Source organism: Actinocorallia sp. API 0066 (assembly GCF_020991275.1).
Classification (GTDB): Bacteria; Actinomycetota; Actinomycetes; order Streptosporangiales; family Streptosporangiaceae; genus Actinocorallia.
The window spans coordinates 611,979-630,217 of the sequence record NZ_JAJLQY010000003.1; the positions used below are offsets into that span (position 1 = coordinate 611,979).

Annotated in this window: 23 protein-coding genes; 5 read left to right on the plus strand and 18 right to left on the minus strand. The window is 69.7% G+C overall.

All coding sequences use genetic code 11. The features are described from left to right. Entirely contained in the window at window positions 1-1,764 is a 1,764-nt protein-coding gene (locus LO762_RS10655) for a recombinase family protein (protein ID WP_230614403.1), read from the plus strand. Between the two features lie 52 nt (window positions 1,765-1,816). Here the strand turns inward: LO762_RS10655 and LO762_RS10660 are convergent, their stop codons facing one another. From LO762_RS10660 to LO762_RS10690, 8 genes are all read right to left on the minus strand, one after another. Then, window positions 1,817-2,035, minus strand: coding sequence for a hypothetical protein (locus tag LO762_RS10660; RefSeq protein WP_230614404.1), 219 nt, complete (start codon window positions 2,033-2,035; stop codon window positions 1,817-1,819). Beyond that, window positions 2,026-2,694 (minus strand): DUF4282 domain-containing protein, encoded by a 669-nt coding sequence (locus LO762_RS33885; RefSeq protein WP_374201546.1) that lies wholly within the window; start codon window positions 2,692-2,694, stop codon window positions 2,026-2,028. The genes LO762_RS10660 and LO762_RS33885 overlap by 10 nt, the downstream gene beginning before the upstream one ends. After that, entirely contained in the window at window positions 2,688-2,882 is a 195-nt protein-coding gene (locus tag LO762_RS10665) for a hypothetical protein (RefSeq protein WP_230614405.1), read from the minus strand. Before LO762_RS10665 ends, LO762_RS33885 begins: the two co-directional genes overlap by 7 nt. Continuing rightward, on the minus strand, window positions 2,876-4,285 hold the full coding sequence (locus tag LO762_RS10670; protein WP_308103703.1) for a replication initiator: 1,410 nt from the start codon (window positions 4,283-4,285) through the stop codon (window positions 2,876-2,878). Before LO762_RS10670 ends, LO762_RS10665 begins: the two co-directional genes overlap by 7 nt. A 29-nt stretch (window positions 4,286-4,314) precedes the next feature. Next, window positions 4,315-4,578 (minus strand): hypothetical protein, encoded by a 264-nt coding sequence (locus LO762_RS10675; RefSeq protein ID WP_230614407.1) that lies wholly within the window; start codon window positions 4,576-4,578, stop codon window positions 4,315-4,317. A gap of 200 nt (window positions 4,579-4,778) precedes the next feature. Further along, a complete protein-coding gene (locus LO762_RS33440; protein WP_230614408.1) occupies window positions 4,779-6,152 on the minus strand; it encodes an FtsK/SpoIIIE domain-containing protein in 1,374 nt (457 codons plus the stop codon). Beyond that, entirely contained in the window at window positions 6,149-6,610 is a 462-nt protein-coding gene (locus tag LO762_RS10685) for a hypothetical protein (protein WP_230614409.1), read from the minus strand. Before LO762_RS10685 ends, LO762_RS33440 begins: the two co-directional genes overlap by 4 nt. Beyond that, window positions 6,610-6,975 (minus strand): hypothetical protein, encoded by a 366-nt coding sequence (locus LO762_RS10690; protein ID WP_230614410.1) that lies wholly within the window; start codon window positions 6,973-6,975, stop codon window positions 6,610-6,612. Before LO762_RS10690 ends, LO762_RS10685 begins: the two co-directional genes overlap by 1 nt. A 351-nt stretch (window positions 6,976-7,326) precedes the next feature. Between LO762_RS10690 and LO762_RS10695 the strand changes: the two genes are divergently transcribed. Together LO762_RS10695 and LO762_RS10700 are read left to right on the plus strand one after the other, a co-directional pair. Next, entirely contained in the window at window positions 7,327-7,782 is a 456-nt protein-coding gene (locus tag LO762_RS10695) for a hypothetical protein (RefSeq protein WP_230614411.1), read from the plus strand. Beyond that, window positions 7,779-9,719 (plus strand): serine/threonine-protein kinase, encoded by a 1,941-nt coding sequence (locus tag LO762_RS10700; protein ID WP_230614412.1) that lies wholly within the window; start codon window positions 7,779-7,781, stop codon window positions 9,717-9,719. The genes LO762_RS10695 and LO762_RS10700 overlap by 4 nt, the downstream gene beginning before the upstream one ends. Window positions 9,720-9,826: 107 nt before the next feature. On the opposite strand, the gene LO762_RS32465 is transcribed toward LO762_RS10700, so the two are convergent. From LO762_RS32465 to LO762_RS10710, 3 genes are all read right to left on the minus strand, one after another. After that, window positions 9,827-9,949, minus strand: coding sequence for a hypothetical protein (locus LO762_RS32465; RefSeq protein ID WP_255685338.1), 123 nt, complete (start codon window positions 9,947-9,949; stop codon window positions 9,827-9,829). A 50-nt stretch (window positions 9,950-9,999) separates the two neighbouring features. Next, the gene (locus LO762_RS10705) at window positions 10,000-10,974 is read right to left on the minus strand and encodes a helix-turn-helix domain-containing protein (RefSeq protein ID WP_230614413.1); all 975 of its coding nucleotides are present in this window, start codon (window positions 10,972-10,974) and stop codon (window positions 10,000-10,002) included. 182 nt (window positions 10,975-11,156) lie between these two features. Then, on the minus strand, window positions 11,157-11,495 hold the full coding sequence (locus LO762_RS10710; protein WP_230614414.1) for a hypothetical protein: 339 nt from the start codon (window positions 11,493-11,495) through the stop codon (window positions 11,157-11,159). A 352-nt stretch (window positions 11,496-11,847) separates the two neighbouring features. On the opposite strand from LO762_RS10710, the gene LO762_RS10715 reads away from it, so the two are divergent. Beyond that, window positions 11,848-12,699, plus strand: coding sequence for a helix-turn-helix transcriptional regulator (locus LO762_RS10715; protein ID WP_230614415.1), 852 nt, complete (start codon window positions 11,848-11,850; stop codon window positions 12,697-12,699). A 14-nt stretch (window positions 12,700-12,713) separates the two neighbouring features. Continuing rightward, on the plus strand, window positions 12,714-12,908 hold the full coding sequence (locus LO762_RS10720; protein WP_230614416.1) for a DUF397 domain-containing protein: 195 nt from the start codon (window positions 12,714-12,716) through the stop codon (window positions 12,906-12,908). Window positions 12,909-13,131: 223 nt separating this feature from the next. Here the strand turns inward: LO762_RS10720 and LO762_RS10725 are convergent, their stop codons facing one another. The 7 genes from LO762_RS10725 to LO762_RS10755 form a co-directional block, all read right to left on the minus strand. After that, complete coding sequence (locus LO762_RS10725) at window positions 13,132-13,494, minus strand: hypothetical protein (protein ID WP_230614417.1); 363 nt, start codon at window positions 13,492-13,494, stop codon at window positions 13,132-13,134. A gap of 687 nt (window positions 13,495-14,181) precedes the next feature. After that, a complete protein-coding gene (locus tag LO762_RS10730) occupies window positions 14,182-14,349 on the minus strand; it encodes a hypothetical protein (RefSeq protein ID WP_230614418.1) in 168 nt (55 codons plus the stop codon). After that, entirely contained in the window at window positions 14,346-14,873 is a 528-nt protein-coding gene (locus LO762_RS10735; protein ID WP_230614419.1) for a PadR family transcriptional regulator, read from the minus strand. Before LO762_RS10735 ends, LO762_RS10730 begins: the two co-directional genes overlap by 4 nt. Window positions 14,874-14,995: 122 nt before the next feature. Continuing rightward, complete coding sequence (locus LO762_RS10740; protein WP_230614420.1) at window positions 14,996-15,370, minus strand: hypothetical protein; 375 nt, start codon at window positions 15,368-15,370, stop codon at window positions 14,996-14,998. Between the two features lie 62 nt (window positions 15,371-15,432). Next, window positions 15,433-16,197, minus strand: a complete 765-nt coding sequence (locus tag LO762_RS10745) for a sulfite exporter TauE/SafE family protein (RefSeq protein WP_230614421.1) — start codon at window positions 16,195-16,197, stop codon at window positions 15,433-15,435. 112 nt (window positions 16,198-16,309) lie between these two features. Further along, entirely contained in the window at window positions 16,310-17,623 is a 1,314-nt protein-coding gene (locus tag LO762_RS10750; RefSeq protein WP_230614422.1) for an MBL fold metallo-hydrolase, read from the minus strand. A gap of 71 nt (window positions 17,624-17,694) precedes the next feature. Then, window positions 17,695-17,964, minus strand: a complete 270-nt coding sequence (locus tag LO762_RS10755) for a metal-sensitive transcriptional regulator (protein WP_230614423.1) — start codon at window positions 17,962-17,964, stop codon at window positions 17,695-17,697. Window positions 17,965-18,239 lie beyond the last annotated feature (275 nt).

Here is an 18,239-nt window from a genome sequence, read left to right on the forward strand (position 1 = left end):
ATGAGCATCGCTGTCACTGCGGAAGCCCAGGTGAGCATGACCCATGAGTGCGCCGACCTGACCGCCGAAGCCGTCCGACTCGCCATGTACACCGACGCCCCCATGGTCATCGCCGGAGTCCCCGGACGATGGGTGGGAGGCGGAGACCGGTGGATTGCCGACGACCCGACCGGTACCGACACGATCATTCTTGCCCGTATCTCCTCAGCCGAAGGCGACGAGATCGACGGCGTTGCCCGTCAAGTGTCCGCCACAGCGTCCAAGGCCCTGTTCACCGGCGCGCGTCCCCGTCTCGTGTTGGTCGAGAACGACACGAGCGCGTTCAAGCGCAAGAAGATCAAGCTGCCCAACGGCAAGACGCAGCTTCGGACCATCCGGCCGAAGTTCCGGGAGGCCCTTGACCTGTTGGAGCGCCGTACCGGTCTGCGGACGTTCCTGGCGATGGACCTTGACCGGACGTTCCGCGACCCGCGCGACCTAGAAGACGCGATCGACGTGGTGGAGGCATCCAAGCCGCGCATCGTGTTCGACAGCGTCACGGGGAGCCTCAGGCTTGCCAGCGACGCCGATATCACTATGGCGCGCGTGTTGGTCGCGATGGCCAACAAGAGCAGCCGTGACACCGCCCGTCGCGTGTCAGACGCCCGTTTGGAGCAGGCCCAGGAGGGCCGCAACGGTGGCGGACGCCGTGCCTACGGGTGGGACGAGGAGGGTACGCCGATTCCCGCCGAACTCCGGTTCGTGCGCCGGGCGTTCAAGTGTGCCGAGGCCGGGGTTTCCATGAAGGAGCTTGCCCGTGATCTCAACGCCGCCGGTAGCCGCAAGGTCAACGGCAAGGAGTGGTGTTCGGTCTCCGTGCGCGACATGCTGTTGCGGCCCCGCAACGCGAATCTTTCCGTCCACCGCAAGGACGACGAGGACAACCGGACCCCCTACACCCGGGAAGACGTCGTTGGCCGCTACCCCGGCAGGGCCCCGGTCAGCGAAGCCCGCTACTGGGCCGTGGTCGCCCGCCTCACCGACCCCGCCCGCAGGACGACCCCCGGCAACGCCGTCCGCTGGTTCGGTGCCGGGATCTACCAGTGCCCGTGCGGAGCGCCGATGAAGGCTCACCAGAAGCACCGGAAGATCCAGCGCGACGGGCAGACGGTCAAGACGAAGGAGATGACCTACCGGTGCGCCGCCTACCGGGGAGGCGGTCATGTGCTGTCGCCCATGTTCACCCTTGACGCCCTGGTGATCGACACCCTGTTGACGCTCATCGCCAACTCCCAGCCCGAAGACATCATCGGCAAGCCGCAGACCGGACACATCGACCCCGCCGCCCTCATGGCCGAGATCGCCGAGCACCGCGCCCGGTTGAACGAGATCGCCGACGACTACGAGGAAGACCGGATCACCAAGGAGCAGCGCGACCGGACGACCGCCAAGCGACGGCTCAAGCTGGACATGGCCCAACAGCAGCTAGATTCCGTCCACAGCGCCATGCACCCCGCCGCTGTACTCGTGACCGCCGATGACATCCACGCCGCATGGAACGCCCTCACACTCGGAGAACAGCGCGAAATCGTCCGCCGTCTGCTGACCGTCACCATCCAGCCGGTGGGACGGGGCAAGCGACTGCCGATCCACGAGCGCGTCACCATCGAGCCCATCCCCCCGGCTACCGCGCCGGAGCCGACCCGCCAGCCCACGCCCATCGACAGCAAGCGCAAGGCCCGACGCACGACCCGCCGCCGCCCCGCCGCTGCGAAGGCCGCATAGCAACGATGCCGCCCCGCTCCGGTGCGATCCGGAACGGGGCGGCATCCCTGACTCAGCTACGCCGGAACACCCGCGCTAGCCACTCCCGGTGCGCGTCCGGCAGCGGCCCCCAGCCATCGACCAGGGCCACCACCCACGCGCGGGACTCCGCCGACAGGGACTCAATCACCGACGCCGGAACCGCCAGGCCAGGCCCCGGCTCATGCGGTCCGTCGAGCGCGGCCCCGGAGTCGGGGTCAAGATCACCACTGGTGCCCGTCGTCACGGCCATGTCGGCCCACCGCCGGGCTTTCCATCCCACAAGCCCCCGCCCTCCGCCCCTTGTTCTGGACCGCTTCGCGGTGCTGTGTCCCTAACCCCGGGGGCGCGCGTTCTCGGCGCACCATCCCCAGGCGTGCGCGGCGGGCTGTAATCGGTGGGCGGGCCTTCCCACAAGCCCCCGCCCGCCGCCCTTGGATCGACGCCTTGCGGCGACGCCTCTTTGGGTGCGACTCTCCGATCGCCAAATGCCTGCCCCTGTCGCGGGTACGGTCCGCTGCCGCTGCCGGTTCTCGAATGGACGCCCGAGGGCGACCGTTCTTCGTATGCGGCCCTCAGGTCTCCGGGCTTGCGTCCCTGTCGCAGGTCCGGCCGGGTTTCCTCGCTGTCCCGTCTCGGACTTGCCCGCATCCATCGGATGAGGACCAGCTCCAGACTGACCCGGACGACCAGGAGCATCCCCAGATGGCCACAGACAGTGGCCGGGATCATCACCCAGAACATCCAGCCGGCCCACGTCCCGAGCCAATACCACCACATCCCGAAGAAGGCGAGGGACGCGACACCGCCCCACAGGGCCAGCAGGTACAGGGTCCGGATCACCTGAGGTGTCACCCACAGGTCGAAGCGCGTATCCAGAAGCGCCCGCACAACGGGCCCGCGCTTCACCACACCTGGCCCGTCACCGCCGCCACCACGAACGTGATGACCGTCCCGACGATCAGGACCAGCAGCGTCGCTGCCATCCCCCCGCCGTAGCCCGCACGCCCGCCCCGCATCCGATACGGGTCCCGCAGCGTCCAGCCCGCCGCACGCGTGACCAGGTACAGCCCTAGCAGGGTCGCAAAGATGCTCACCATTCGGTTTCCTCCACTGCTTCTACGAGCCGACGAACGTCATGCACCTTGACCGCGCGCTTGTACGCCTCCTCTTCTCTGGCCATCCGCTCCGCCAAGAGCGCATCCCCGGGCCGGGCGTGACCGACGCCGACCAGCCGCCAGTCACCGACCACCGCCACATCGGCACCGGCCGCCGCCCACACATCCGCGCCCCGCTGCTCCGCCCGCCACGCCCGCCGCGCAGCCCCAAGCGCCCGCATCGTCGTCGAGTACAAGCGGGACTTCGACGCGTGGTGGCCCCGATAGCCGAAGGTGTGCACGAAGTCGGCCAGGCGCAGTCCCTCGCACTCCGGAGCCTCAGCCAGCCGCAGGCAGGTTCCCGCGAGCAGCAGGTAATGCCAGGAGACGCCTTTGCGCCTCAGCCGGTCGATCGTGAGCCGGTCGAACGTCCGCACCGGCAGCCCTGGCACGCTGTCCGATGCCGTCTTGGTGGCGTACTTGGCCAGGTAGGCCGCCGTCCGCGCGGGATCGGTGACCGCCCGCACGTGCACCTGACCGCCCCACCGGGCGATGCGCTCCCGCCCATCCGGCCACGGGCAGCCGACCCGCACCGCCGCAGCCGCTTCCTTCACCGCCGCCGCCAGCAGACCCGGCACCGCCACCCAGCCCGGAGGGTCGATCACCTCCCCGTCAGCGTCCCGCCCATCCAGGCGGACGACCGCGTGCAGGTGGATCGCGCCCCGCCGCTGCCACTCCGACACCTTGACGTAGGAGACCCGGACGGTCCGGCCGACCTCACGCGCCGTCCGGTGCGCCCCCGTCCGCTCCAGCGACAACCGCGCCAGCGCGCGGGGCAGCTCCACCGTGAACCGCCGCCACAGCTCCGGGACCGACGCATGCCACAGAATGTGACCGGTGTAGTCGTAGCACGACACGCACAACGCCGTCCCCAACTGCCCGTCGCCCCGCGCATGCCGCTTGTTGCAGTACTGCGGATTCCCATGCGCGCACACCGGCCGATCCGACGCCGCCCGGCACGAGCCGTCCGCCCGCCGACCATGCACCAGCCCGAACGAGGGAGCCGTCAGGGTGACGAACGCCGCAGGATGCCCCGCCACATCCGGCACATCCCGCGTAGCCGCCGACCGGCCCGACCCGCCCCCGCCCCCGCGCAACCCCGCCGACACCAGATGCCACAGGTCCGCCCGATAGGTCTCCGAGCACGGCGGACACACCACCGCACGCCGATCCCCACACGCCACCAGCAACGTCCCATCCGGCGCATCCGACGTCGAAAACCTGCTGACAACCTCACCCGTAGACGTGCTGACCGCCAGCGCCGACCCACTCAGCCGCACCGGCCGCACGCAGTGCCCCGACCGAACGACCTGACTAGCCCACTGCCGCCACGTCTGCGACATCATCCGCGTGAGCGCTTGGCCCTCAGCCCCGATCACCCGCCCACGCCCTCACGCACACCGCCGCCCGGACGCCCGACCGGAGCGCCCCACACGAACCTGAACAGCACCCACATAAGCGCGTTGCGGTCCAGGTCTTCCGGCCGGGGGAACCCGTGCGCGGCCAGCACGTCCCCGACCTCACGCACCAGCTCCGGCGTGAACTGCGCACCGCCCGGCAGCGGCCCCCGCTCCAGCGGGTACACCCGCCCCGGCACCCTCTTGACCACGCACAGGCATTCGGTCTTCTTCGCCGACATTGCGACCTCCCGCCCCCGCCCAACAGCGAGGGGTAGACCCGACAAGGGGCCAGCAGGTCAACCGCGATCAGGTGGAACCCCCGCCCGCCAAGCGGGCCGCTGGACCGGCAACGGAGTTGATCTTGGTACGGGGGGCGGTAGCCGGCACGCTCCCGCCGAACGGGACTTTCCGCAGGCAGCAGCCCCCACAGAAGCCAGGGCTAGCCGGTGCCGTGCACCCGGCGAAGCTCAGCGCCGCGTGCCGCAACACGCCGGATCTCCTCATCGGTCAGGTAGTACGACAGGAGCCGGACAGGTTCCGCCGACTCCTCCGCCAGCAGCAGACCCACCCCGCGCGTCGAGATGGGGATCGACGCCGCCGAGTAGCCCAGCGACGCCCAGCCCTGACCCAGGATCGTGTCACTCGCCGCGCGAGTGGTCGATCTCATCGCCCAGCGATAGGCGAACAGGTCCCGGAGAGACGTGCTCACCACGTCGTGGGAAGGCTTCTGAGTGGCCGCCGACACCGGCATCCCCGCCGCACGGCCACGGGCGACGAGGTCGATCAGCAGCATCGTGAACCGCGCCGCTTCCTGCTTGTCCGGGTGCGCGGTGTAGAAGCGGAGTTCGTCCACCACCAGGAGCAGCAGCCCGGCACCGTCCGGAACCTTGCGAAGACCCGCGCTCTCCAGAGCCCGATACCGCTGATCCATCTCCCCGATCAGCCACTCCAGAAGCTCGCACGCCTCACCGATGTCCGCATAGACGACCTCAGCCATGCACGGCCGCCAAAACGCCAGCTCCAATCTCTTCGCATCCAAACCGACGACCTTCGTCCAGGGGTCCAAGGCCGCACCCGCGAGGACCGTCGAGAGCGCCGCCGACTTGCCCGCGCCCGGCTCCCCGCCGAGCAGCAGATTGAAGCCCGGCAACCGCGCCGTGACCGGCTCCCCGTCTTCGGACAGGCCGACCGGCACGCCTTCCCACAGCCGAGCGGACGGCCGATCGAGCCACGGCCACATCAGCGGATCGGAGACCGCCAGCGGATCGCGCTGGACCAGATCGACCACCGCCAGATGCGCGCGGTCGGCATCGCGGCGCACCCGGACCTCACGCACCCGAAGGTCGGAGGCCAGATGCGCAGCCGCCGATTCGACGCCATCCACGATGAGCCCGCGCGGCACCCGCACCCGCAGGCGCAGCCCCACCGGCACCCGGCGAATCTTCCGGATACGCGGCACGCGGTCGTTCGACGTCGCCAGCCGCGCGAACCGGCATGCCCGGTCCCAGCGCCGACGCCACCGAGCCCGCGTCAGCCACCAGCCCAGCCACGGCCAGCCCGCAGCCGTCACCGGCACCAGCGCCGCCACGAACCCGACCGCCCCGAAGGTCCCGCCGAGCGACCAGCCCCAGCCCGCCAGCCCGCCGAGGACGGCCAGCACGAGCAGTTCCCGCCGCCACAGCCACGCCGGGCGAACCGTCCAAATGACCAGCCAGGCCGTCAGGGTCCGCCGCACCCGAACCGGGATGTCCGGCCGTTCGATGAGCGGAGGGAGCCCAGCCGGTTCCCCCTCCGCCATCCAGCCGCCGCTCACCGGCCGACACCCGATCCGGCCAGGGCCGCCGCGCGCCGCAGCTTCACGTGCCGCCACACCGCCGAGGGCACCAGCCGCCGCGCCGCCGCTTCCACCGGCCAGCCACCGACCGACCCCGAACCGTCCAGCGCGGCCCAGCGCTCACCGTCGCCGACCCTCAGCGACAGCCAACCGCCGTCCCCGTTCCGACCGCCCGCCGCGCCGAGTTCGCCGAGCAGACCCGCCGAGCGGACCCCCGCCCAGACCGAAGCCCGGTCCTCAGGCGAGATCGGCCAGCGGTGCCGCAGCGTCACCGCCACAGACGGCAGCCGGTAGTGCAGCAGCACCGGACCCGAGTCCCGGACCGTGAACAGCATCTCGGCAGCCGTCTCGGACTGCCAGCGGTCCGCCAGGCCGACCGACAGCACCCAGCCGCCCGGCACCAGCGAGCGCGCCGCCGCGTCCACGAGCGCCGTCATCACGCGGCACCCTTGCGGCCCGAGGCCGGAGCCGACGCACCGGAGGGAGCCGACGGCCCGCCCAGTGCGTCAAGCCGATCGACGGTCCACCAGAACATGGGGCCGCCCCCGCCCTGCCCCGGACGGTCCGTCAGGTTGAAGGCGAGCCCCACCGGATCGACCCACTGGGCCTGACCGATGCCCGGAGCCCCCGGCACCGAAAGGCGGATCTGCACCACCTCCGCGCCGTTCATCACGGCGACCGTCACCGTGTGGACCTGCTCACCTTCCTTGATCACCGGCTGCTTAGACTCGAAGTCCAGCTTCGCCCGGGGCTCAGCCATGACCATGAACGTCAAGCCCGTCTTGTCCACGGGGATCTTCATCTCTGCTCCCTCCCGCCGACGCCCGTTGCGCCGACACCGACAGGATGCGGCCAAAGGGGGTGCACATTTCTACGCCCGTCGCAACCCCAAATCCGCCCCACCACCGACACCACGAGGCCACCCACGAAAGAGTGCACGAAAGGGTGCACGAGTCCACCAACGAAAGCCAGATAAGCGCAGCTCAGAGCCCCATCAGATACCCCCTTGCCAGGCCATGTCCACATACGGCCGACCATTGCGGACGGCCCTGTCCTGGGCCGAAAAATGCGGCGTGAAGGTGCATCATCAGTCCCGGCAGCAACCGCCCGGACCGGCCGGATAGAGCCCGTAAACGCAAAAGGGAGAACCGCAATGGCGTACTTGCGAAAGCCCCGACTCGCGACCGTCAGAGGTCCGCGCCGTCTGGAGACGGCCAGCTTTGAGGAAGCCGTGCGCAGCTTGGTCCGCAGCGGAGCGCGCGCCGGTCAGCTCCTCGCGGACGAAGACCTCTTGCCCGTGGTGGACCTTCTCGTTCCCCCGTCCGACGAAGACACCCTCCGAGGCGGACAGCGCGCCATCCGCGCGCAGGAGATCATCACCCAGGCGATCGAGGGTGTCGGCGGCGAGTACGCCGAGATCATGCGCATCCTTTTGCAGATCGCGCCCGGCACCCCCGGAACCTCCATCCGTGACCGCAGGACCGCATGCGGCCAAGTCTTCTCTCCGCCGATCACCCACAAGACATTTGAGCGGAACCACGAGAAGAAGATCTTGCGATTGCTCGCAGTGGAAATCCTCGCCATCGTCAAGGAGGACGCCGCCGCATGATCGAGACGGAATGGAGAGTCCCCGGATACGAAGAAAACCGGGAGCTAGGTAAAGGCTCGCAAGGCCGCGTCGTTCTCGCAGAGCGCGAAATAGACGGCGAGCTAGTCGCCATCAAATACCTTGCGCCCGACGCGCTAGAAACGACCGAAGGTGCGCAATTCCGGCAGGAGGCGCAGATACTCGCGTCGCTGGAGACTCCATATATCGCAAAGCTTCACGAATTCATGGAATCGCCGGACGGCAGCGCGGCTATCGTCATGGAATACGTGCCCGGTGCCACCCTCAGGAAGGTACTCGACAGCAGCCCCGAAGGGTTGAAGCCGCAATCCGCGCTGCTCATCCTGAAAGGCTCTTTGCAGGGTCTTTCCGCCGCGCACTCTCGCGGGCTCGTGCACCGCGATTACAAGCCGCGCAACATCCTGGTCTCCGACGAGACCGGCGAAAGCAAACTGATTGATTTCGGCATCGCCGTTCTCGCGGGCGAATCGGGGCGCATCGGCACCCCCGCCTATATGGCCCCCGAGCAATGGCGAGGGGGCCCCGCCTCACCCGCGACCGACGTCTACGCCGCAACGTGCGTCTTCTTCGAGTGCGTCACCGGCCACCGCCCCTACACCACCCGAACAACCAGGTCAGGCACCGGCACCCTAGAAGCACAACACACCCGCGCCCGCATCCCCACCCGCAGAATCCCCCGACCGCTGCGCTCCCTGGTCACTGTCGGAATGGCCAAAACGCCAGCCAGCAGACCGACCGACGCAGACGCATTCCTAGAGCGGCTGGAAATCGTCGCGACCGCCGCCTACGGCCCCGATTGGGAAAAGGTCGGCAGGGCCGGACTCAGGATCGCCGCAGCAGCCGCCATTATGTCGATGCCCATTCTTGCCCCCCATGTCGTTGCCTCCATCGCAGCCCAGGGCGCGAAAACCGGCACAAAGGCGAAGGCCGCCGCCGCATCCGTCGCCGGAATCACGGTCGCCGCAGCCGTCATCGTCGCTCTGCAATATGGCGGTCCGGCCATCACACACGCCGAGGCCCGAGAGGTGATCCGGCGCTACGTCGCCATCACCAATTCTGCCGCCAGAACTCTCGATACCGGACGGCTAGGGCAGGTCCAGGCCGGACCCGAGTACGAAATCAACTCCGCCTACTTCGCATTCAACCGGAAATACGGCCTGGGACCGGCGGGAAAGGTGCAGATCCAGAACGCCGAACTCTTGATTCCGCGCGAGCCGGTCAACGCGCGAAAATGGTTCGCCGTCCGTGCAGGGAAGGGCAGCGTCACGCCGTGGATCTACCACGGCGGAATGCTCACTGACAATCCGCGCCCAGGACTCAGCAGGACATTCGAAGGCGAGACAATGATCTTCGCCTTGCAGCCGGACGGGGCATGGAAATCAGTGCTCACGGCCGGGGCACCGAAGACCGGCGACTTCCCCGACATCCCCCGCGACGAAGACGGCTACGTCGAGGAGGTCCGCGACGCCGACCCGGCATTCGCCATGCAGCCGCGAGCAATCCCAGCCGAGGCCGCCGCCGAAACCAACAAGACCCGATTCGGGGAAGGCCGTTGCACCACCCGCCGCAACCAGCCCAAGAATCCCACCCCGGTCCCCGCGAGCAGCCAGACCGGCTGGACCCACGTGGTAAAGCGGACGCCCAGCGGGCACCCCGTCTACGCGCTGCGCGCCGAGAAATCCGCAGTGGTGTGGATAGCCGTCCGCGCCAAGACCACCAGCACCAAGACCAGCAAGGCCAGCGGATGGAAGTTCGGGCCGGGCTTCGCCGGACTACAGCAGACAGACCAGATGTTCAAGCGCTCGCTGATCACCGATATGTACTACACCAACGTGATCAACGACCCCGCCAAGCCCAGCACGGACAAGCCCGCCGACATCGGATGCGCCGTCGGACTCCTCAGCTACACCGGCACCTGACCGCCCCAGCCAGTACCCGCCGCAGCACGACGCCGCTGGGACCGGCCACCTCAGCCAGCACCATAGTGATCTTGGCGCAGGGTGAGGTGGCCGGCGCGCTCCCTCTATCACGCATCCAACCCGCCTTTTTCTGTCGCGGCGAGACGCCGCACCCGGCCCACGTGCCGCATCCACCACGCGCCGATCAGGAAGCCCGCCGCCACGCTGGCGAAGGCGACCAGCAACACCACGAGGGCTTCGCAGACAACAATCCGTAATTGGGTCGCACAGGATGGGGTGTTTATGGGGTGTCTGGTGGGGGGCCGGGTGTGTTGCTGCTGGCAGGGGGCGGGGTTCCGCCGGGGGCGCGCCGGGGGATTCCCACGCGTTTGAGGCGGTTGGTGATGACCGAGCGGGAGACTCCCAGTGCCTGGGCGATGGTGTAGGTGGACTCTCCCTGGGCGTAGCGGCGGGCGATGTCGTCGGTGTCCACGTCGATCCGCCGCGCCGCGATGAGGGAGTTGCGGGGGCGGCGCGGGATGCCCGCCTGGACCATGCGCTTATGCACCGTCATCGGCTTGAGGCCCATCGCTTCGGCAATCGTCGCGATGCTCTGCCCGCGTGCGTAACGTTCGCGGATCTCCTCCTGCCCTGGCACCGGCACCGAAGCCGACTGCCCCGCCAGTTCCAGCGCGCGCCGCCGCGCCCGCAGGCGCAAGAAGTACGTGACCGAATGCCGGGCGTCACCACCACGCCGCCCCTTCCCGTACACCGTGGAAGGCACCTCACCGTCATGCCACAGCACCAGGAACCGTCCCCTGGCCCGCCTCACCCGATCCATGAACACCGCCCGCTCCATCCCCAGCGCCCGCGCCGCCGCACCGGCGTCCCCATCGGCCCTGGCCAGCTCCACCAGCACCGCCCGGTCCCCCTCCGCCAGCAAAGGCCAGATCTGCACCACCGCCCGCCACTCCACCACCCGATCCTCAAACCCCCCCTCCCCACCCGCCACCGACGACCAATACCGCTGGAACCCCCGCGACCGCTCACCAGGCCGCCGCTGATCCTTGCCGAAGAACCGCCGATTCTTCTCCCACCGCGCCGATAGCGCCCGCCACGAGGCCGCCAGCAACTCCGACGCCTCCGGAGCCTCCCGGCACCCATACAGGTACTCCACCGCAGCCCCGAACGCCACCTCCACCTGATCACTCGACCACCCAGGCGAATACCCCACCCGCCGCACCGCCGTCAGCGCCAGCCGCCGCACATCCGACACCCACCACCCGAACCGCAACGGCCCATCGGCCACCGGCAACGAAGCCCAAGGACTCCCCGAAAACTCCGCAGACACCGACACGACCCCTCTCAACGAAAGCCCCCACCGGGGCGGTACAGGAAAAGACCGGCGAACCCCTCCGCCACCGGCCGTGGCCGCGATCGCCCCCGACAACCCGCCCATCACCGGCCCCCACAACCACACCCGTGCGACCACACCGACACCAACGACGGCCCGTGCGCCTCCTGCACGAAGTTCTTTGTCAGGGCCTCCACCACCAGCAGGCCCCGCCCCGACTCCGCCAGATCCACCGGAGCGTCACCGTCCCCCAACAGTGCCGCCCGCTCATCAACCGCCACCCCCGACACCGCCACCTCCCCACCCCGGTAGGCGTGCCGCAACTCCGCCTGCACCATCCCCAAGCCATGCCGCACCAGCAGCTCCACCACAACAACCTCCACCCCGCCATACCGCACCGCGTTCCCCACCAACTCCGACACCACCACCTGACAGTCATCCACCGCCCCACACCCCGCCAACAGCCCCCGCACCCACCGCCGCACCACCCCCAGCCTCAACCCCTCCGGGTGAAGCTCAACGCGCAACCTCTCCCAGCCCTCCGCGCTCAAGCGCGCACCAACGGCCGTAACATGACCCATGGTCGGAACCTCACTTTCCGGTCAAGACCCCGGACCCGGTGCGCCATCACCGACCGGGGTCGTCTGCGTTTGAGCGCGGAGACTCCACCACTATTCGTGTTTGGGTGAGTTCGCTCCGCCTAACTGCCATGCTTAGGCCCTAGCATGTATCAGCCCGCAGGGAGGATGCAAGGTTTATGCATAAGTTGAATCTCTGCATTTAGGAAGGATCTTGATGCCAGCACGACCGCAACCGACCATCCGCCTGCGGAGACTGGCCGGACGCCTACGACGTCGGCGCGATGACCTGAAGCTGAGCAGGGAGTACGTAGCCGAGCACACCGGCATCAACCCCACCACGCTCTACCGCATCGAGATGTTCAAGGTCAGACCGCAGGCCCGGACCCTGAAGGCGCTGCTAGACCTGTACGAGGTGGAGCCCGAGGAGCGCGCGGCCCTGGTCCAGCTCCTCAAGGACTCCGGCAAGAAGGGCTTGCTGGAGCCATACCAGGAGGGCTTGCCCGAGGAGTACAGCGCGTACATCGAGTTCGAGGACGAGGCCCGCAGCATCTGGAACTACGAGTCCCTGTATGTGCCCGGATTGCTCCAGACTGAGGCTTATGCACGACATGTCATCCCTGACGGAATGCCGACCCTGACCGCCGATGAGGTTGAGCGGCGGGTTCTGGCACGAGTAAGCCGCCAAGCGGTCCTCACCCGCGACGCACCCTTGCATCTTTGGGCCATCTTCGACGAAGCGGCGCTCCACCGGCTCGTCGGCGGCGCCCGAGTCATGCGCGAGCAGATCCTTCACCTCATCGACTCCGCCCAGACGCCCAACATCACCGTCCAGGTGATCCCTTTCGACGTCGGTGGCCACCCGGGGATGCTCGGTTCCTTCGTCGTGATGGCGTTCGCCGCCCAACCCACCACGATTTACATCGACAGCGTGGCGGGGGACCTCTTCCTTGAGGAAGAGCCCGATGTACGCCGGTATAGTGCCATGTACGAGCACCTACGGGCCGTTGCTCTCAGCCCTGCTGCATCTGTGGAGCTGATGAGACGTAGGGCCGCAAGTCTGGAGTGAGGGGAGGGCGCGCGATGAGCCTTGGAAACGCTCCGTGGCGCAAGAGCAGCAGGTCCAGTTCCAATGGGCAGTGTGTAGAGGTGGCGGCTCTCACTCAGACGATCGGGGTCCGGGACAGCAAGCAGCCCGAATCACCCCACCTCAGCGTCAACGCTCGGGGGTTCCGGAGCCTGCTCATCGGCGTCAAGGCTGGTCACCACGACCTCTGACCGCCGTGTGAGGCTTTCCCCTACAGGATCAAGGTTGGGGGTCTTGACGGGCCTACGGAGGCTTCCGGGCCCGATCGGCCTGCTCACTAGCAGCGGTGGGTACGCGTCCGGCCGCTTCGCTTGCCGGACGCTCCCACCTCGCCGTGAGGCCGCCTCTCGGACCGTCAGCCAGCCATTCACGGCCCGTTGACGACCCCTTGCGCTTTCTCTGTGGGAATCGGCCTTACCCGAGCTTGCCCCGGCTCCGAAGCTTCCTGACCCGGCTCTGAATCGCGCCCAAGCGCCGATCGAACACCGGGACGAGGTCCACGGCCTTCGCGCCGCCCGTCACCAGGGCCGCCCGCTCGTCATCCTCCGCAGTCCACGGCCGGTAAGCGTTCGGCCGCGCCGTCCGCACCACATCCACGTAGCTGCCCGGCAGGTTGCCCGCCGTCAGCATCACCAGGTCATCGGCCACCACATCCGCCACGATCTCACCCGACGGCCCCAGCAGCACGACCCGTGCCACCTCTATCTCCCCCTGCCGGACCGCCCCCGGCTCCCCTTTGGCCTGCCGACCGCGCGCCATGATCCGAAGCTGCACCATCACGGTTCCTTTCGCTCAGGATGACTGACCCGCAGGTGATCCACGAACGAAAGAGCATCAGCGACGAGGAAGCCGCACCGCCGAGCGCGCACCGCCGCCGACCGCCACGGGGACCGACGCCCCAGCAGGCCGTGAGCACGCGCTAGGAGTATGCACCGCCCCGAGCCCGTCAAACCTCCCACCCGCCACAGAACCCAGGGCTGACCGAGATCATCGCCGGGGGCTAGCCGCCCCCAGTCCCCCGCCACCGCTGCACATGTCCGCGCGAACCTCTCTGTCACACCCCCCACCGTTCGCGCGGACATGCACAGCGACCGAACCCCAAGCCGCTAGCCCGCAGGCGACCGCCACCGCACCCGACACCGACCAACGCACCGCCACCAGGCCGCCCCCCTTCAGCCCCTCAGCCATGCGACCACTAGCGGGGGCTCCCGCCCCCACACCCCCGGTTCCCCACGCCTACCGGCCCGCCTACCGCCGCCGACCACGGGCGCGCGACCCTCTGACCACACACGCGCCAACCAGCGCGCCCACCTGACGCCACCCCCTCACACCCCGATTCAGGCGCGCGACCCTCACCGCACCAACGCGCCAAACCCCGCCCCCACCGACCCACCGCATAAGAGTTCGCCTTCTGACCAGGGCAAACACCTTGGCTCAGCAGCCCCAAGATGCGATAATGAAGGCTCAAGAGAAAAGAAGTGCGCTAACCCCCCGCTCCGGGTTGCCTGAGCCGGACGGGCCCATGACGGCGAGCACCTCGCCCTGCCTGACGTCCAGGTCGACGCCGCGCAGCGCGTCGGTCCTACCGAAGGACTTGCGCAGCGCGCGGGCGGACAGCACAGGGGCGGTCATCGGGAGATCTCCTCCTTGAGGGCGTCGAGGCGGGCCGCCGCCATGTCGATCCAGCGCAGGTCGGCCTCCAGGTGGAAAAGGGCGTGGTCGCAGGCGAGGACCTCGATGAGCGGCGCGTCCCTGCGCGCGCGCGTCAACTCCCGCATACGGGCCAGATGGGCGGTGCGCTGCACGTCGAGGAGCCGCTGGGCGTCCTCGTCGACGAGCAGCGCGACGACGGTCTTGGCGAACAGGTCGCGCCGGGCGGCGGGGGCGGGCGGCTCGGCGGTGAACATCCAGCCGAGCAGCGCCTCACGCCCGACTTGGGTGATCCGGTACTTCTTGCGGTCGGGCGCGTCGCCCGTCGACTCCTCCCCGACCAGCACGATCAGGCCGTCCCTGAGCATCCGTGCCAGCACCGCGTAGACCTGCCCGAAGGCGAGGGGCTTCTCCGCCCCGAAATACCTGTCGAACGAGTGCTTCAGGTCGTAGCCGTAGCTCGGCTCCCGACTCAGCAACCCGAGCAACGTCCTTCCGTTGTCCATGGTCGGCGACTATACGCACGGTGTATAGCAACGCGGATCGCTCGCTCGGCCGAGCCCGCCTCCCCCACAGGAGTGACGCCGCCCCCCACCCACGGCCTACCACCCGGGCGGGGCGGCCATGGTCAGTCGGGCCCGTCGAACCTGATGCCGGTGTTGGCGGTGCCGTCGTCGCCCGCCTCGGCGTCACCGGTATCGGCGGCGCTCACGTGGTCGGGGCGGGCGGTGGCGGGGCCTGTCACGCCGGTGTTGGCGGTGCCGCCGCGGCCCACGGTCGCCTTGCCCGTCCGGGTGGCCCGCGCCTCGGAGCCCTGCGCCTGCGCGCCGCGCGCGGCGCGCAACTGGAGGCTCGCCGCCACGAGGATCGCGACGACGGCGGTGCCGAACCACAGCGCCTGTGCCCACCAGGCGCCTTCGACGCGGTTGGTCGCCACCCCGCCGATCGCCGCCACGACGGCCCCGCCGAAGGTGAGAAGCCGCGTCCGCGCCTCAGTGCCCATCCCGGCATAAAACCCCACCGAGCCCCTTCCTTTCCACCGGAACGGGGAGGTTCGGCGGGGATTCAGACGGCGGTGAGCGCCATGCAGGGGGCCAGGGCGAGGACGGTCCAGGCGAACGTGCGGCGGACGCGCTCGGGCGGGACGCGGCGGGCCAGGCGCCCCGTGAGGGTCGAGGCGGCGATGGCGGTGGCGGCGAAGGACACGATGAGGGGCAGGCTCAGATGGGCGCCCAGGTGCCCGGCGAGGCCCGCCGCGGAGTTGACGGCGATGACGACGAGGGACGTCGCGGCGGCCTCGGCGGCGGTGAGGCCCAGCAGGAGCGTCAGGGCGGGGACGACAGCGAAGCCACCGCCTACGCCGAACACACCGGTCAGCGCGCCCGTGCCCGCGCCCGCGCCGAGCGCCTTGGGCAGGCAGCGCCGCCGCTCGGGACGGGCCGCCCCCGACGTCCGGCAGGCGGTGCCGAGCGGGCGGGCGTCGCGCAGCATCCGGACCGCGACGACGGCCATGAGCAGCGCGAACACCGGCATCAGGACCCGTTCCGGCAGCGCCGCTCCGATCCGCGCGCCCATCAGCGCCGCAGGCACACCGCCCACCGCGAACACGGCGGCGACCGGCCACCTGACGACGCCGGAGCGCAGCCGTGGCAGCAGCGCCCCGAGCGACGACAGCAGGACGACCACCAGCGCCGTCGGTATCGCGACCTGCACGGGCTGCCCCGCCAAGAACACCAGGACGGGCACCGCGAGGATCGACCCTCCCGCGCCGAGCAGCCCGAGCGTCACGCCGACGGCGGCCGCGCCCAGCAGGGTCAGCAGCAGGCTCACCGGCGGTGCGGCGCGTGCACGCCCGAGACGACGACGGGCCGTCCCGCCGCCTTCAGCCGGGCGCTGTCGAGGACGTGCATGACCGTTTCTCCTTGCGCTAGGGGGCCGCGCGTCACGCCAGGGCGGGGGCGGGGGCGTCGTTGAGGACGGACACTGTGTGGCCCGCGTTGGTGAGGAGGACCGCCGCGATGGTGGCGCGGCGGCCGGAGCCGCACGCGATGAGGACGGGCTCGGCGGGCGTCAGATCGTCCGGGAGGCCCTGGCTGAGGAGTTCGGGCAGGAAGCGCGCCGCGGCTCCGGCGAGGGGCGCTGCGACCCGCTCGTGGTCCATCCGGACGTCGAGGACCCGCGTGGTCGCGGCGGCGGCGCGGGCCTCGGCGAGGTCGAGGAGGGCGAAGCGGGCGGTGGCCAGGTCGGCGAGGTCGTGCACGACGCCGCGCACGTCGTCGAACCCGAGGCGGGCGAGCTGGGCGCGGGCCTCGGCGACGTCCTGGCCGGGGTCGGCGACGAGCACGACGGGGGCGCCCTGCGGCAGGAGCCATGCCGTCCAGCTACCGAAGTCGGCGCCCAGCTCGACGCCGAGCGATCCGGGCACGAAGCCCTCGGCCTGGCGGGCGCGGGGCCGCATGTCGACGAGGTGGACGCCGTCCAGAGCGAGCGCGTCCGCCACGGCCAGCTCCGGGAGCTCCGTGGACGGCGGCGCGGAGGCGCCCCGGACGTTGCCGGGCCCCATGTGCGCGTAGAAGGCCGGGATGGGAAGGCGGGTCGCCAGAAGCCGGTCGGCGAACTCCTCGGGCCCCGGCAGCGCGAGCAGGGGGTTGCCGTCCTGCTCCGCCCCGATCGTCGAGGTGTACTTGCCAGCGCCGCTGACGCTGCAGAAGGAGCCCTCCCCGTGCGTCGGGTACAGGGCGACGTCACGGGGCAGCCCCGCGAGCCGGTGGACCGATCCGTACTGGAGGCGCGCCAGCGTACGGGCGCGCTCGGGGCCGAGCAGATCGGTCCGTCCCGCTGACGCGACGAGGAGGCTCCCGCCGGAGAAGACCGTCACCGGCTCGCCGTCAAGCAGGATCACGTAGCTGGTGTGCTCAGGGGTGTGTCCCGGCGTGTGCACCGGTCTGATCGTCAGGCCGTCCGGCCCAGGCAGGTCCTCCAGGTGGAACGCCGGGGTGTGCGGGTAGGCGGGCGCCGCGCCCGCCGGCATGACGAGCTCGGCGCCCGCGCGCGCGGCGGCGACCGGGCCGCCGGACAGGTAGTCGTTGTGCAGGTGGGTCTCCAGCACGAACCGCACCTCCAGGTCGCGGGCCGCCGCCGCGTCGAGGAACCTCCCGACGTCGCGCTGTGGATCGACCAGCACCGCCTTCCCCTCGTGCGCCAGCAGGTACGACTGGTCGCCCAGCCCTTCGGTACGGAACTCGATGATCTCCATCAGATACCCCCCGGGGTATGTAGAGCCCAGAAAGAAGGCCCGCTCGCGCCGGGCCCGCGGGGGCGCGGCCGTCAGGCCAGCGCCAGGAACAGCTTCTCCAGGTCGGCGATCTCCATCGGCGCCTCCTCGCCCCGCTCGGCCGCCGCCTGGCAGTGCCGCAGCCCCGTCGCCACCAGCTTGAACCCGGCCCGGTCCAGCGCCTTCGACACCGCCGCGAGCTGTGTCAGCACCTTCGCACAGTCCTCCCCCTCCTCGATCATCGCGATCACCCCGGCCAACTGCCCGCTGGCCCGCCGCAACCGCACCAGCGCCTCCCCCGCCAACTCCTCATCCATCCACATCCCCCCAACATACCCCCAGGGGTATCCCTCTTCCACCACCCGACCCCCCGCGCCCTCCGGCACAGGCGGCGCTCAGCCCGGTTCCCGGGGGTCGGGGGAAAATGCGAGGAGTGTCGAAAAGTAGCGTGATACTCACCATGGGTAACCGATCGGGGAAGGGGCGCGGTGGTGATTGGCGGGGGGACGGGGGTGGGGGTGGGGGTTGTGCCGTCGCGGGAGAGGTATGGGACGTGGAAGGGGTCGGTGTTGGTGTTGGGGTTTGTTTGTCTTTGGGA

Coding starts and splice junctions, on each gene's coding strand:
- LO762_RS10655 (WP_230614403.1), top strand. CDS start 1: ATGAGCATCGCTGTCACTGCGGAAGCCCAGGTGAGCATGACCCATGAG.
- LO762_RS10660 (WP_230614404.1), bottom strand. CDS start 2,035: ATGGCCGTGACGACGGGCACCAGTGGTGATCTTGACCCCGACTCCGGG.
- LO762_RS10665 (WP_230614405.1), bottom strand. CDS start 2,882: ATGGTGAGCATCTTTGCGACCCTGCTAGGGCTGTACCTGGTCACGCGT.
- LO762_RS10670 (WP_308103703.1), bottom strand. CDS start 4,285: ATGATGTCGCAGACGTGGCGGCAGTGGGCTAGTCAGGTCGTTCGGTCG.
- LO762_RS10675 (WP_230614407.1), bottom strand. CDS start 4,578: ATGTCGGCGAAGAAGACCGAATGCCTGTGCGTGGTCAAGAGGGTGCCG.
- LO762_RS10685 (WP_230614409.1), bottom strand. CDS start 6,610: ATGACGGCGCTCGTGGACGCGGCGGCGCGCTCGCTGGTGCCGGGCGGC.
- LO762_RS10690 (WP_230614410.1), bottom strand. CDS start 6,975: ATGAAGATCCCCGTGGACAAGACGGGCTTGACGTTCATGGTCATGGCT.
- LO762_RS10695 (WP_230614411.1), top strand. CDS start 7,327: ATGGCGTACTTGCGAAAGCCCCGACTCGCGACCGTCAGAGGTCCGCGC.
- LO762_RS10700 (WP_230614412.1), top strand. CDS start 7,779: ATGATCGAGACGGAATGGAGAGTCCCCGGATACGAAGAAAACCGGGAG.
- LO762_RS10715 (WP_230614415.1), top strand. CDS start 11,848: ATGCCAGCACGACCGCAACCGACCATCCGCCTGCGGAGACTGGCCGGA.
- LO762_RS10720 (WP_230614416.1), top strand. CDS start 12,714: ATGAGCCTTGGAAACGCTCCGTGGCGCAAGAGCAGCAGGTCCAGTTCC.
- LO762_RS10725 (WP_230614417.1), bottom strand. CDS start 13,494: ATGGTGCAGCTTCGGATCATGGCGCGCGGTCGGCAGGCCAAAGGGGAG.
- LO762_RS10730 (WP_230614418.1), bottom strand. CDS start 14,349: ATGACCGCCCCTGTGCTGTCCGCCCGCGCGCTGCGCAAGTCCTTCGGT.
- LO762_RS10735 (WP_230614419.1), bottom strand. CDS start 14,873: ATGGACAACGGAAGGACGTTGCTCGGGTTGCTGAGTCGGGAGCCGAGC.
- LO762_RS10740 (WP_230614420.1), bottom strand. CDS start 15,370: ATGGGCACTGAGGCGCGGACGCGGCTTCTCACCTTCGGCGGGGCCGTC.
- LO762_RS10750 (WP_230614422.1), bottom strand. CDS start 17,623: ATGGAGATCATCGAGTTCCGTACCGAAGGGCTGGGCGACCAGTCGTAC.
- LO762_RS10755 (WP_230614423.1), bottom strand. CDS start 17,964: ATGTGGATGGATGAGGAGTTGGCGGGGGAGGCGCTGGTGCGGTTGCGG.